At 64.2% G+C, this 12,587-nt stretch carries 13 protein-coding genes; 6 read left to right on the top strand and 7 right to left on the bottom strand.

Annotation, left to right across the window (positions count from 1 at the left end):
* Nucleotides 1-67: 67 nt before the first annotated feature.
* From IQ16_RS19290 to coaD, 4 genes are read right to left on the bottom strand one after another with little or no spacing between them, the layout of a single operon-like run.
* Nucleotides 68-532 (bottom strand): peptidylprolyl isomerase, encoded by a 465-nt coding sequence (locus IQ16_RS19290; RefSeq protein WP_018642141.1) that lies wholly within the window; start codon nt 530-532, stop codon nt 68-70.
* Entirely contained in the window at nt 529-939 is a 411-nt protein-coding gene (locus IQ16_RS19285) for a hypothetical protein (RefSeq protein WP_018642142.1), read from the bottom strand. The genes IQ16_RS19290 and IQ16_RS19285 overlap by 4 nt, the downstream gene beginning before the upstream one ends.
* A gap of 9 nt (nt 940-948) precedes the next feature.
* On the bottom strand, nt 949-1,524 hold the full coding sequence (locus tag IQ16_RS19280; RefSeq protein ID WP_018642143.1) for a peptidylprolyl isomerase: 576 nt from the start codon (nt 1,522-1,524) through the stop codon (nt 949-951).
* Nucleotides 1,525-1,561: 37 nt separating this feature from the next.
* Nucleotides 1,562-2,059 (bottom strand): pantetheine-phosphate adenylyltransferase, encoded by a 498-nt coding sequence (gene coaD, locus IQ16_RS19275; protein ID WP_018642144.1) that lies wholly within the window; start codon nt 2,057-2,059, stop codon nt 1,562-1,564.
* A gap of 268 nt (nt 2,060-2,327) precedes the next feature.
* Here coaD and IQ16_RS19270 point away from each other — a divergent pair, with 268 nt between their 5' ends.
* The 3 genes from IQ16_RS19270 (at nt 2,328) to IQ16_RS19260 (ending at nt 5,621) form a co-directional block, all read left to right on the top strand.
* On the top strand, nt 2,328-2,585 hold the full coding sequence (locus IQ16_RS19270) for a hypothetical protein (RefSeq protein WP_018642145.1): 258 nt from the start codon (nt 2,328-2,330) through the stop codon (nt 2,583-2,585).
* A 193-nt stretch (nt 2,586-2,778) separates the two neighbouring features.
* Nucleotides 2,779-4,632, top strand: coding sequence for a potassium transporter Kup (locus tag IQ16_RS19265; RefSeq protein WP_018642146.1), 1,854 nt, complete (start codon nt 2,779-2,781; stop codon nt 4,630-4,632).
* 47 nt (nt 4,633-4,679) lie between these two features.
* Nucleotides 4,680-5,621, top strand: a complete 942-nt coding sequence (locus IQ16_RS19260; protein WP_145831680.1) for a phosphotransferase family protein — start codon at nt 4,680-4,682, stop codon at nt 5,619-5,621.
* 9 nt (nt 5,622-5,630) lie between these two features.
* On the opposite strand, the gene gyrA is transcribed toward IQ16_RS19260, so the two are convergent.
* Together gyrA and IQ16_RS19250 are read right to left on the bottom strand one after the other, a co-directional pair.
* On the bottom strand, nt 5,631-8,369 hold the full coding sequence (gyrA, locus tag IQ16_RS19255; RefSeq protein WP_018642148.1) for a DNA gyrase subunit A: 2,739 nt from the start codon (nt 8,367-8,369) through the stop codon (nt 5,631-5,633).
* 168 nt (nt 8,370-8,537) lie between these two features.
* Nucleotides 8,538-8,936: a DUF2306 domain-containing protein gene (locus tag IQ16_RS19250; protein ID WP_018642149.1), complete on the bottom strand. Its 399-nt coding sequence runs from the start codon at nt 8,934-8,936 to the stop codon at nt 8,538-8,540.
* Between the two features lie 329 nt (nt 8,937-9,265).
* Here IQ16_RS19250 and IQ16_RS19245 point away from each other — a divergent pair, with 329 nt between their 5' ends.
* Nucleotides 9,266-9,595, top strand: coding sequence for a low molecular weight protein tyrosine phosphatase family protein (locus tag IQ16_RS19245; protein ID WP_018642150.1), 330 nt, complete (start codon nt 9,266-9,268; stop codon nt 9,593-9,595).
* 18 nt (nt 9,596-9,613) lie between these two features.
* Here IQ16_RS19245 and IQ16_RS19240 read toward each other — a convergent pair whose 3' ends face one another.
* Nucleotides 9,614-10,108, bottom strand: coding sequence for a single-stranded DNA-binding protein (locus IQ16_RS19240; protein ID WP_018642151.1), 495 nt, complete (start codon nt 10,106-10,108; stop codon nt 9,614-9,616).
* Between the two features lie 465 nt (nt 10,109-10,573).
* Between IQ16_RS19240 and IQ16_RS19235 the strand changes: the two genes are divergently transcribed.
* Together IQ16_RS19235 and IQ16_RS19230 are read left to right on the top strand one after the other, a co-directional pair.
* Nucleotides 10,574-11,335, top strand: coding sequence for an outer membrane protein (locus IQ16_RS19235; RefSeq protein ID WP_026311861.1), 762 nt, complete (start codon nt 10,574-10,576; stop codon nt 11,333-11,335).
* 235 nt (nt 11,336-11,570) lie between these two features.
* Entirely contained in the window at nt 11,571-12,239 is a 669-nt protein-coding gene (locus IQ16_RS19230) for an outer membrane protein (protein ID WP_018642153.1), read from the top strand.
* Nucleotides 12,240-12,587: the final 348 nt, after the last annotated feature.

Raw genomic sequence — 12,587 nt, 5'->3', positions numbered from 1 at the left:
CCGGAATCCCGAGATGGGGGTGCGAGATTCCGGGTTCGCGCTTCGCGCGCCCCGGAATGACGGGTGACTATTCCTTGTCCGCTGCCATCCGCGCCTTGACGATCTTGTCCGGGTTCTGCACCGGCTCGCCGCGCTTGATCTTGTCGACGTTCTCCATGCCCTCGGTGACCTTGCCCCACACCGTGTACTGGTTGTCGAGGAAGCGGGCGTCGTCGAAGCAGATGAAGAACTGGCTGTCGCCGGAATCGGGATTGGCGGCGCGCGCCATCGAGGCGGTGCCGCGCACATGCGGCTCCTTGTTGAACTCGGCCTTCAGCTTCTTGCCGGAGCCGCCGGTGCCGGTGCCGTGCGGGCAGCCGGTCTGGGCCATGAAGCCCTCGATCACGCGGTGGAACACGATGCCGTCGTAGAAGCCCTCGCGGACCAGTTCCTTGATGCGCGCGACATGGCCGGGCGCAAGGTCGGGCCGCATCTCGATGGTGACGGGGCCCTGCGTGGTTTCGAGGATCAAGGTGTTTTCGGTGACGCTCATACTCGTCTCTCTTGCGTTGGGGGTGAAGTCTTGCGGTTACGGAACTGGATCGCGAATGGACGCCCCGCCGCGGCGCCGGCCATTGCATCGGTAAATGGCATCGGCGTGCAGCGTTGCAACGCCTCCATCACCGCGATCCGGTATTGCAGCCGGTCATTGTCGGAGGCCTCCGCGGATTCATAGGTAATCCGCGGATGGCCCAGAATGTTTCCGTCCCGGTTAAAGCTCACGACGACGGTGATGTCGAGTGGGCGGGCCCTGGCGGGCGGCGGCGGCTTCCAGCAGGTGTGCAGATGCCGGAAGACGTCCTGGATGGTGTTGACCTGTGCGCCCTCGGCCTTCGCGCCTGAGACACCGAGCAGCAGCACCGCGGCAGCGACCAGAAGCCTGTTGCCGCAGCGCGCCATCGCGTGTCCCTACTTGATGTCGGAAGCGACCTGCACCTTCACCATCTTGTCGGGATCGGTGACGGTGCCGCTGCCTGATCCGGGAGGCGCCTTCTTCAGCTTGTCGACGACGTCCATGCCCTGCACGACCTCGCCGATCACGGTGTACTGGCCATCGAGGCTGCCGCCATCCGCGAACATGATGAAGAACTGCGAATTGGCGGTGTCGACGCTGTCGCCGCGCCGGGCCATGCCGACAATGCCGCGGGCAAAATGCACCTTGGAGAATTCCTGCTTCAGGTTCGGATATTTCGAGCCGCCGGTGCCGTTGAATTTCTCGCCGTCGCCGGTCTGCGCCATGAAGCCGTCCATGACGCGGTGGAACGGCACGTTGTTGTAATAGCCCTCGCGCGCAAGCGTCTTGAGGCGCTCGGCGTGCTGCGGCGCCAGATCGGTCCTGAGCTTGATGACGATGCGGCCCTTGGTGGTGTCGATGACCAGCGCATTGGCCTTGTCGAGGTTCGCCGGCAGCTGCTGCGCCATCGCCGGCGCCGCGCCAATGAGCGCGGCAAAGATCGTTGCAAGAATTGCGAGACGACGGATCATGAAAACTCCGGATCTGATGAATTGAGGAAGCGCGCCGTTATCCGGCGAATTTGGCCTTGAGCAGGGTGTCAACGAGCGGCGGCACGAAGGTCGAGACATCTCCGCCCATCCCTGCGATCTGGCGCACCAAAGTGGCGGTGATCGGGCGGACCATGGGAGAGGCCGGCAGGAAGACCGTGTGCACCTCGGGCGCCATGGCCTCGTTCATGCCGGCAAGCTGCATCTCGTAATCGAGGTCGGTGCCGTCGCGCAGGCCCCGAATCATGATGGTGGCGCCGTGCTTGCGCGCCGCGGTCACCGACAGATCGTCAAACGTCACGGCTTCGAGCACGCAGCCGGCCTGGGCCGCGATCGGGCCGCAGACGTCCTGGAGCATCTTCAGGCGCTCCTCGGTCGAGAACAGCGGCTTCTTGCCGGGATGGACGCCGATCGCGACCACCAGCCTGTCGCACAGCGGAACGGCATGGCGAACCACGTCCAGATGGCCGTTGGTGATGGGGTCGAAGGAACCCGGATAGAAGGCGATGCGCGGCATGGCCCCCTCCTACCGCGCCCGGCCCGGCCCGGCAAGCCGGGCAGGTTCCTTCTCCGTTTCTGCCCGTTTGCCGAAAAATGTCAGCTGGAGGTGTCGGCGGGGGCCGGTTTGTTTCGTCCTGGGGGCGGTCACGAAACAAAACAGAGTGCGAACGAAACCATTTCCAGCCTCCGCGAAGACGTCCGGAAACTGGCCATGGTTACTAATCCGGCCAACGAACGACGGGCCGCAGACTGGGCGTAGGCGGCCGCATCACAGGGGACAGTCAATGATCAAGGCGCTTTCAGCGATCGCACTCTCTGCGTGTGTTGCCGCAGCCCTCACCCTCCTGCCCGGCTTTGCCCCGACGGTCGAAGCCAGCGTGCCGCAGCCGCTCGCCAAGAGCGACCGGCTCGATATCCGCACCATCGGCCGTGACTGCTCGCAGCAGGCCTGGCCGAATTTCGAGGCGTCCTGCCTGCGCCGCGCCGGCAGCAAGGCCAATGTCCGCGAGGCCCGCCTCGTGACCGCCGACCGCACGCCGTAGTCGGCCCTGTCAGTTTCGCGTCAGGAAAGCCCCTCAGGATAAACCCCATGGATATTTGCGACGTCTCGTCGCAGACTGCGTGATGCTCGCGCCCGTCGGAATGGCCCGGCGGGCGCGATCCCATCGGGGGGTGCCTTTGTCCAGTACGCCTGCAGTCGCCTCCGGCCATCACCCTGATCCGCTGCCGCTTGCCATGACCATGGGCGCCCTCGGGGTGGTCTATGGCGATATCGGCACCAGCCCCCTTTACGCCCTGAAGGAAGCCGCCAAGGCGGCTGCCCATGGCGGCACGCTGAGTCACGACGCTGTCCTGGGGGTTGCCTCGCTGATCCTCTGGGCGCTGCTGCTGATCATCTCGCTGAAATATGCGCTGCTGATCCTGCGCGCGGACAACCGCGGCGAAGGCGGCATCGTTGCCTTGCTGGCCCTGCTCCACGCGCGCAACGCCCAACCTGGCACCTGGCGGGCGCATCTCCTGGTGGTCGGCCTCGTCGGTGCCGCCCTGCTCTATGGCGACGGCGCGATCACGCCGGCGATCTCCGTGCTCAGCGCCATTGAGGGCCTCAAGGTCGACGCGCCTTCGCTGGCGCCGGTGGTCGTGCCGGTGACCGTCGTCATCCTGATCGGCCTGTTCATGATGCAGAAGCAGGGCACCGGCTTCATCGGCCGCATCTTCGGACCGGTCATGCTGGCCTGGTTCGTCGTGCTCGCCGCCCTCGGCATCCACGGCATCGTCAAGGCGCCGGCGGTGCTGGCCGCGCTCAGCCCGTTCTATGCCTTCAACTTCCTGATCCACCAGGACTTCCACATCTCGTTCGGAATCCTCGGCGCGGCCTTCCTCGCGGTGACCGGCGGCGAAGCCATGTATGCCGACATGGGGCATTTCGGCCGCATGCCGATCCGGCTGGCCTGGTTCGCGATCTGCCTGCCCGCATTGGTCCTGAATTATTTCGGCCAGGCCGCGCTGCTGATCACCGATCCCTCGATGATCGAGAATCCGTTCTTCCAGCTCTGCCCCGACGCCCTGCACTATCCGCTGGTCGCCTTCTCGGCGGTCGCGACCGTGATCGCCTCGCAGGCGATCATCTCCGGCGTGTTCTCGCTGACCCAGCAATCGATCCAGCTCGGTTTCCTGCCACGCATGCAGATCCGGCATACCACCAGCCACGCGATCGGCCAGATCTACGTGCCGCTGGTGAACTGGCTGCTCGCCGCGGCAACGCTCGGGGCGGTCTTGAGCTTCGGCACCTCGGACGCGCTCGCCGGCGCCTATGGCATCGCGGTGTCGCTGCTGATGGCGATCACGACGCTGCTTGCCGCCCTCGTTGCGATCCAGTGGGGCTATTCGCCGTGGCTCGTGGTTGCGGTCAACGGCTTCTTCTTCGTGATCGACGTGATCTTCTTCTCCGCCAACTCGATCAAGCTGTTCGAGGGCGGCTGGTTTCCGCTGCTGCTCGCCGGCCTCGTCGCCTTCCTGATGCTGACCTGGCGTGCCGGCGTGAAGCTGGTCGAAGCGGCACGCGGCCGGCTGCGCCAGCCCGAGGAGGACCTGATCGAGACCGCGGTCAACAAATGCAGCGCAAGGCTCCCCGGCACCGCCGTGTTCCTGGCGTCGGCGGCGCGCGGAGTGCCGCTCGCGCTGACCCAGTTCGTCAAGCACAATCGCGTGCTGCACGAACGCGTGCTGCTGGTCACCGTGCTGATCGAGGAATCCCCGCACATTCCCGACGAGGAACGCGCCGAGGTGATTGAAATCATCCCGGGCATCACCCGCGTGGTTCTGCGCTACGGATTCATGCAGAACCCGACCATCTACGAAGGGCTGACTCTCACGTGCCGGCAGGGCAAGCTGCCCGGCATCGATCTCGCCGACATCACCTACTACGTCGGCCGCGAGACCATCATCCCGCGCGAGGACGTCCCGGGCATGTGGGTCTGGCGCGAAGGCGTATTCGCCTTCCTCCAGCGCAACGCCGAACGCTCCGCCGCGTTCTTCGGCGTGCCGACCAGGCAGGTCGTCGAGTTCGGCACGGAGCTGGAGATCTAGGCGCCGCGGCCCCCGCGAAGTAAATCCAAATGTCCAACGATGCGCCCTTGCAACTGAAACCTCGGCTGGCAATCACGGTCGATCAGGCGCAATCGATCGTCCGTCGGATGGCTCCGCACGCGTCGGTGCTCGGCATCACCGAGCTGCATGGCGGGGAGATCAGCACCGTGCTCGAGATCACGCTGGCGGATGCGCCCGCCTGCATCCTCAAGGTCTACCCTGCATCGCTGCAGTGGAAGATGGCGAAGGAGGTTTACGTCCTGGGACTCCTGCGAGACCTCAGCACGTCCATTCCCAAAATCCTGCTTGCCGACGACACGCGAACGGCGATCGACCTCAACTACGTGCTCATGACCAGGCTCGACGGCGCGATACTCGGCCGGCGCGAGGCGACGCTGTCGGAGGCCGAGTTGTTTGCGATCTATGCCGAGATGGGCGCGGCGCTGCGCCGGATCAACGACGTCGCCCTCGACAGCTTTGGCTATATCGGCCCGAACGGTGTGTGGACGGCGTATCCGAGCAACCACGCCTACATGTCCGCGCAGTTCGAGAGGAAGCTGACGGAGTTCTGCACGCGCGGCGGTGATCCCGCGCTGGCCGCGCGCCTGCGAGGCAGCGTTGCAGCACGGCAACATCTGTTCGAGGCAGCCGTCACCCCTCGCCTGTGCCACTACGATTTCCATGCCGGCAACGTGCTGGTGACGCCGGAGGGCGAACCGCATCTGACGGGTATCGTCGATTTCGAGAATGCGACATCCGGCGATCCGCTGATGGATATCGCGAAAGCGCTGTACTATTTCACGCCGAAGGATGCGCCGAAGCGCGACGGATTGCTCGCCGGCTACGGCACGATCGCGCACCCCGACTGGGAGCAGACGCTCGCGCTCTACCACATGTATTGCACGTTGGAGCTCTGGTGCTGGATGGCCCAGATCGGCAAGCGAGAGATGCTTGCCGATCTTACCACGAAGCTCGCGAGCGCTGCATAGAACAGGGCATCACGCCCCGTTCCCGCCCTCGCCGTTGCCACTCTCTGCCTCTTCCGTGATGTGCTCCACCGAGACGACGTGCTCGTCCTCGGCTGTATCGAACACGATCACGCCCTGGGTCGAGCGGCCGGCGATGCGGATGCCTTCGACCGGACAGCGGATCAGCTGGCCCTTGTCGGTCACCAGCATGATCTGGTCGGCCTCCTCCACGGGGAAGGACGCCACGAGATTGCCGTTGCGGTTGTTGACGCTCATGGCGACGATGCCTTTGCCGCCGCGGCCCGTGGTGCGGTACTCGTAGGACGAGGTCCGCTTGCCATAGCCGTTGACGGAGACCGTCAGCACGACCTGCTCCTGCGCCGACATCTCGACATAGCGCTCCTGCGGAAGCTGGAAGCTGCCTGAGGTCTCCTCGGCCTCGGCATCCGCGGCTGCCTCTTCCGAGGCGGCCTCACCCGCGACCGCGCGGCGCATCTTCAAATACGCCGAGCGCTCGTCCGAGGTGGTCTCGACGTGGCGCAGGATCGCCAGCGAAATCACCTTGTCGCCCTCGCCGAGCGCGATGCCGCGCACACCCATCGAGGTGCGCCCGGTGAACACCCGCACGTCGGTGACGGGGAAGCGGATGCACTGGCCGCCGGCAGCCGTCAGCAGCACGTCGTCGCGCTCGGTGCAGATCTGCACGTCGACGATCGCCTCGTTGTCGTCGAGCTTCATGGCGATGATGCCGGAGCGGCGGACGTCGACGAAGTCGGACAGCTTGTTGCGGCGGACGTTGCCGCCCGTGGTGGCGAACATCACGTCGAGCTGGCCCCAGGTCGATTCATCCTCCGGCAGCGGCATGATGGTGGTGATGCGCTCACCCTGCTCCAGCGGCAGGATGTTGATCATGGCCTTGCCGCGCGCATTCGGCGCGGCCATCGGCAGCCGCCAGACCTTTTCCTTGTAGACCTGGCCGCGCGAGGAGAAGAACAGCACCGGCGTGTGCGTGGAGGCCACGAACAGGCGGCTGACGAAATCCTCGTCGCGGGTCTGCATGCCGGAGCGGCCCTTGCCGCCGCGGCGCTGCGCCCGGTAGGCCGACAGCGGCACGCGCTTGACGTAGCCGGCGTGCGAGACGGTGACGACCATGTCCTCGCGCTGGATCAGGTCCTCGTCCTCGACCTCGCCTTCCTGCTCCATGATCACGGTGCGGCGGGGCGTCGCGAACTCCGCCTTCACCTCGGCAAGCTCGCTCTTGATGATGTCGAGGATGCGCGCGCGCGAGCGCAGGATCTCGAGATAGTCGCTGATCTCGCCGGCGAGCTTGGAGAGCTCGTCGCCGATCTCGTCGCGGCCGAGCGCGGTGAGGCGCGCCAGGCGCAGCTCCAGGATCGCCCTCGCCTGCTCCAGCGAAAGGCGGATCGTCCCGTCGGCATTGATGCGGTGGCGCGGATCGTCGATCAGCGTGATGATGTCCTCGACGTCGCGGGCGGGCCAGTCGCGCGTCATCAGGGTCTCGCGCGCTGCAGCCGGCGTGGGTGAGGTCCGGATCACGCGAATGATCTCGTCGATGTTGGCGACCGCGATGGCGAGGCCGACCTGCTCATGCGCGCGCTCGCGCGCCTTGCGCAGCTTGTATTTGGTCCGGCGGGTGACGACCTGCTCGCGGAAGCCGACGAAGATCGTCAGCATGTCCTTCAGGGTCATGGTCTGCGGACGGCCGGAATCGAGCGCGACGGCGTTGACGCCGAAGCTCGTCTGCAGCGGCGTGAACTTGTAGAGCTGGTTCAGCACGACGTCGGGCACGGCATCGCGCTTGAGCTCGACGACGACGCGATAGCCGTCGCGGTCGGACTCGTCGCGCAGGTCAGAGATGCCCTCGATCTTCTTTTCCTTGTAGAGCTCGGCGATGCGCTCGACCATCGTCGCCTTGTTCACCTGATACGGGATCTCGGTGATGACGATCGCCTCGCGTTCTTTCCGGACCGTCTCGAAGGTGACCTTGCCGCGCATCACGATCGAGCCGCGGCCGAGATGGTAGGCGCTGCGGATGCCCTGGCGCCCGAGGATGATGCCGCCGGTCGGGAAATCCGGGCCCGGGATGATGTTGATGAGCTCGTCGATGGTCAGCGACGGATTGTCGATCAGCGCGACGCAGGCGTCGATCACCTCGCCGAGATTATGCGGCGGGATGTTGGTGGCCATGCCGACCGCGATGCCGCCGGCGCCGTTGACCAGCAGGTTCGGGAACCGCGCCGGCAGAACCACCGGCTCTCTTTCGGAGCCGTCGTAATTGTCCTGGAAGTCGACGGTGTCGTCGTCGATGTCCTCGAGCAGCTTCAGCGCGATCTTGGTCAGGCGGGACTCGGTGTAGCGCATTGCCGCCGGCGGATCGCCGTCGACCGAGCCGAAATTGCCCTGCCCGTCGATCAGCGGCGCGCGCATCGAGAAGTCCTGCGCCATGCGCACCAAGGCGTCGTAGATCGCCTGGTCGCCATGCGGGTGGTACTTACCCATGACCTCGCCGACGGCACCGGCGGACTTCTTGTGCTTCTTGTCCGGTGTGTCGCCGCGATTGTGCATCGCGAACAGGATGCGGCGGTGGACCGGCTTCAACCCGTCGCGCGCATCGGGCAGCGCACGCGCCACGATCACGCTCATGGCGTAATCGAGATAGGACTTCTTCATCTCCTCGTAGATGGAAACGGGGCGAATGTCCGAGGGATGCACCGGCTGGTCGCCGGGCTTGTTGTCGTCGTCAGCCAAGGGGGAATCCGGTGAGTTTTTGTCTGGGAATCATATAGCGCATCACACCCCTGATAACCACCCTTGCCGGGTCTCGGGAAGCGCTTTTTCCGACTGTTTTTCCAGAGACTTACGCCCCTCCCAACACTGTCCCGGACGGCGCCGGAACAGACCGGACGGAACCACCCCTTACGCGCCGAAAATCACCCGGTGCATGACGCGCCCGGGCACCAGCGTGAACAGGCCCGCCACCACCAGCGCTCCGGCGAAGATGAGGATCATCATCCGCCGGTGGTCGGCGACACGGTGCGTGCGCGCCCGCCACACCGCGAGCGGCAGAACCACCAAGGTGAAGATCGACAAGAGATGGATCGGGCTGAACGGCCCGACCAGACGGATCTGGTGGATCCAGAACGACGAGGCGGCCACGACCAGCATCAGGACCACCCAGATCCAGCCGATCGTCCGGTGCGGCAGCGTGCCCTTGGGGGCGGAGAATTGGACGAGGCCGAGCACGAAGGCGGCCATGGCGGCAAAGGCATGCAGCGGGATCGCTGGCGCGGCCTCAAGCAGCGGCGCAAGGCTCATGCGGAGCTCCCTCAGGTCGCACGGCGACCGATGTGAATGGGATTAACATGAAGTTAATATCATTCACATCGCACCCCGTCAAAGACTTGAGGTTGCACGTGAGGCAAGCGCGGAAAACCCGAGCCTTGCCTGCTGATTGATAAGAAATCCTGCCACTTCACGCGAGCGGGCAACGCGATACAGGAGCGTTCCCGACCAGCGTCAGAGCGGACGTCATCGATTCCATCGACCAACAAGGGGTATTTATGTAGGAACTCGGGGAGCCTGCCCGCAAAGCACCGGCCGGACATTCCTACGGACACCTGATCGATCATCACCAAGAGCGGTAAGTGACCAACGTCCTTTTCGTCTGCAGCGCCAATCGCCTCCGCAGCCCTACCGCCGAACAGGTGTTTTCGACTTGGCCGGGAATCGAGACCGACTCGGCCGGCATTGCAAACGGCGCTGACGTGCTGCTGTCCGCCGAGCAGGTCGAATGGGCCGACATCATCTTCGTCATGGAGAAGACCCACCGCAACAAGCTGAACCGGAAATTCCGATCCAGCTTGAACAACAAGCGGGTCATCTGCCTCGACATTCCGGACGACTACGAATTCATGGATCCTGCCCTGGTCCGGATCCTTGAAAACCGAGTTGGCCGTTATCTGCGCCGGGATTAGCCGGCTCTCCCGCAGCCCTCAGAACGGGATGTCGTCGTCCATGTCGCTGTTGCGGCCGCCGCCGGCGGCAACGGGACGGCGCGGCGCGCTGCTGACCGGACCAGAAGAGCCGAAATCGCCGCCCGGCTCGTCGCCGAAGCTGCCGCCTCCGCCGCCGCCACCACGGCCATCGAGCATCGTCAGCGTCGAGTTGAAGCCCTGGAGCACGACCTCGGTCGAGTACTTCTCGACGCCGCTCTGGTCGGTCCATTTGCGGGTCTGGAGCGCGCCCTCGATGTAAACCTTCGCGCCCTTCTTCAGATACTGCTCGGCGACCTTGCAGAGCCCTTCATTGAAGATCACGACGCGGTGCCACTCGGTCTTTTCCTTGCGCTCGCCGCTGTTCTTGTCGCGCCAGGTTTCCGAGGTCGCGATGCTCAGATTCGCGATCGGCCGCCCGTCCTGGGTGCGGCGGATTTCAGGATCCTTGCCGAGATTTCCAACCAGAATGACCTTGTTGACGCTTCCCGCCATCGCCGCTCTCCACTCCAAATGCACTGAATTCGTAAGGCTGCATTCGCAAGGCCGCACCGCGCCCCGCGGTCCTCTGCAACCTGTTTGACGCGACCCTATACGCTTGCGCGGACCGATCAGCCCATCAGCGCTCGGGTTATCCCCACATATAGCATCGCCTGCCGGTCTGTTCCAGATTTGTTCTTTCCGGGTGGCTGCGGAATATTCGCCCCGGACGGTGCCTGCATGCCTATCAAATGATGCGCTCCGGATGGAACTTTTTCGGGTTCCCTAAATCGGCGAAAACTACTTAACATTCATCATGTTAGCTGCCTCGCACTTGCCCTGTGACTGTTGCATTTCGGAGACGGACTCTGCCTCCCGCTTAAGCTACGGTTGCCTCGGAATTGAGTTCAAATGGGCGTCGCGCCTGATCGGCCGCTTCGGGGGACCCTCAAGAAGCGGACCTTACCCGGGGAGACTGCAATGAATAAGATTTTAATTGGTACAATCGGTGCTGTGGCGTTGGGCCTGTCGGCTCCCGCGAGCGCGGCGGATCTGGCGGCGCGTCCTTACACCAAGGCTCCGCCCCCGATGGTCGCGACCATCTACGACTGGAGCGGCTTCTACATCGGCATCAACGGGGGCTGGGGCTCCAGCCGCAATTGCTGGGACTTCGTGACCCCAGTCACCGGTACGCTGATCAACGACGGCTGCCATAACGCAACGGGCGGCACAATCGGTGGTCAGGTCGGCTATCGCTGGCAGTCGGCCAATTGGGTGTTTGGCGTGGAAGGCCAGGGCAACTGGGCCGATTTTAGCGGAAGAAACACCAGCCCGACCGCGCCAGGTCAGGAGAACCGTACGCGGGTCGATGCCTTCGGCTTGATTACCGGTCAGATCGGTTATGCCTGGAATAACGTTTTGGTCTACGTAAAGGGCGGCGGCGCCGTCGTGGACGACAGATACGATCTCCGCATCGCGCCGGGCTTTGTGGGTGCTGGCACGACGTTCGGTTCGGCCAGCGGAACACGCTGGGGCGGAACGGTCGGCGCGGGCGTCGAATTTGGCTTCGCTCCGAACTGGTCGGTGGGCTTCGAGTACGATCACATCTTCCTCGGCACTCGAAACGTCGACTTCACCTTGGGCGGAGTCTTCGTTCAGACCGAACGCGTCCGTCAGGACGTCGATCTCGCCCTTATCCGCTTGAACTACCGTTGGGGCGGCCCGGCGATCGCCAGGTACTGATCGCGAGCATAGTCTTTATCTGACGAAAGGCCGGCCTTGTGCCGGCCTTTTTGCTGCGTGCGAGCGAAGGAAACAATCAGTCAGCGATTATGACGTTTTGTGACTGTTGTGGCTTTTTGGGTACACAACTTGCGGCTTCGCTGGTGTAAGCACGACGCCAGTTGGACCACGGCGTCCGATGCCCTTCCGTTCACGGAAGGCAACAACAGAAACTGGGACTGGGATTAGGTTGAAAATGAAGAAGGTTTTGTTGGCTTCGGCCTGTTTGTTCGCTCTGGCTGCCCCCGCGTCGGCGGCTGATCTCGCGGCCCGCCCGTACACCAAGGCTCCGGTGGCTGTGGCTTCGGTCTACAACTGGACCGGCTTCTACCTCGGTATCGTCGGCGGCGGCGCTTGGGAAGACGCCAATAGCCCCCGCATGCAGGGTGGCTTCGTCGGCGGCACCGCCGGCTACAACTGGCAGACCGGCAACGTCGTGTTCGGTATCGAGGCCGATGGTTCCTGGGCTGACGTCAGCGCCTCGGCGACCGCTCTCGGCGTCACCGTGTCGTCCAAGACCGACGCGCTCGGCACCGTCCGTGGCCGCATCGGCTGGGCCGTCAACAACGTCCTGTTCTACGGCACCGGTGGTTACGCCTGGATCGACAACAAGATCACCGTCTCCGCGCTGGGCGTTTCAGTGTCGGACAGCAAGTTCCACTCCGGTTGGACCGTCGGCGCCGGCGTCGAGGCGTTCTTTGCTCCGCAGTGGTCGGTCAAGGGCGAGTACCTCTATCGCAGCCTCGGCAGCGAGAACTACTTCTCGAACCTCGGCGCTCCGCTGGCGTCCGGCACGCTCAACTTCCACACCGTGCAGGTCGGCGTGAACTATCACTTCGGCGGCCCGATCGTCGCGAAGTACTAAGCTTCGTCTCCGACGCTCTTGCGTTACGAAAGGCCGGCCTCGCGCCGGCCTTTTTGTTGTGTGCCGAGTATGAGCGACAGCTTGGAGGTGGAAGTCCTCTATCCAGCCTGATGGCGGCGAAGGATTAGCGAAGCGCAAGGGCGTCATCGTGAGGTGGGGTCTGAAGAAAGCGTGGAGCAAAGCCGCGGCCCGATGGACAAACACCGGATAACGAGGCCTACCCGGCCGGACGAGCGAGCAATTGATCGCGAAGTCCAAGGTCATCAAAGGTCGGGGTGGTAAATTCGGCGGGCGTGCGGTGAAGGCGGTCGGTCTTACCTCGGGAGGTCTGCGCTGTGTCTCGGCAAC

Source organism: Bradyrhizobium huanghuaihaiense (genome assembly GCF_007830635.1).
In the GTDB taxonomy this organism is placed as follows: domain Bacteria; phylum Pseudomonadota; class Alphaproteobacteria; order Rhizobiales; family Xanthobacteraceae; genus Bradyrhizobium; species Bradyrhizobium huanghuaihaiense.
The sequence above is the reverse complement of the archived record's forward strand: the minus strand, read 5'-3'. Positions and strand labels throughout refer to the sequence as shown.

Excerpts from the sequence above, each read along its gene's own strand:
- IQ16_RS19290 (WP_018642141.1), bottom strand. The coding sequence starts at position 532 with ATGAGCGTCACCGAAAACACCTTGATCCTCGAAACCACGCAGGGCCCC.
- IQ16_RS19285 (WP_018642142.1), bottom strand. The coding sequence starts at position 939 with ATGGCGCGCTGCGGCAACAGGCTTCTGGTCGCTGCCGCGGTGCTGCTG.
- IQ16_RS19280 (WP_018642143.1), bottom strand. The coding sequence starts at position 1,524 with ATGATCCGTCGTCTCGCAATTCTTGCAACGATCTTTGCCGCGCTCATT.
- coaD (WP_018642144.1), bottom strand. The coding sequence starts at position 2,059 with ATGCCGCGCATCGCCTTCTATCCGGGTTCCTTCGACCCCATCACCAAC.
- IQ16_RS19270 (WP_018642145.1), top strand. The coding sequence starts at position 2,328 with ATGATCAAGGCGCTTTCAGCGATCGCACTCTCTGCGTGTGTTGCCGCA.
- IQ16_RS19265 (WP_018642146.1), top strand. The coding sequence starts at position 2,779 with ATGACCATGGGCGCCCTCGGGGTGGTCTATGGCGATATCGGCACCAGC.
- IQ16_RS19250 (WP_018642149.1), bottom strand. The coding sequence starts at position 8,936 with ATGAGCCTTGCGCCGCTGCTTGAGGCCGCGCCAGCGATCCCGCTGCAT.
- IQ16_RS19240 (WP_018642151.1), bottom strand. The coding sequence starts at position 10,108 with ATGGCGGGAAGCGTCAACAAGGTCATTCTGGTTGGAAATCTCGGCAAG.
- IQ16_RS19235 (WP_026311861.1), top strand. The coding sequence starts at position 10,574 with ATGAATAAGATTTTAATTGGTACAATCGGTGCTGTGGCGTTGGGCCTG.
- IQ16_RS19230 (WP_018642153.1), top strand. The coding sequence starts at position 11,571 with ATGAAGAAGGTTTTGTTGGCTTCGGCCTGTTTGTTCGCTCTGGCTGCC.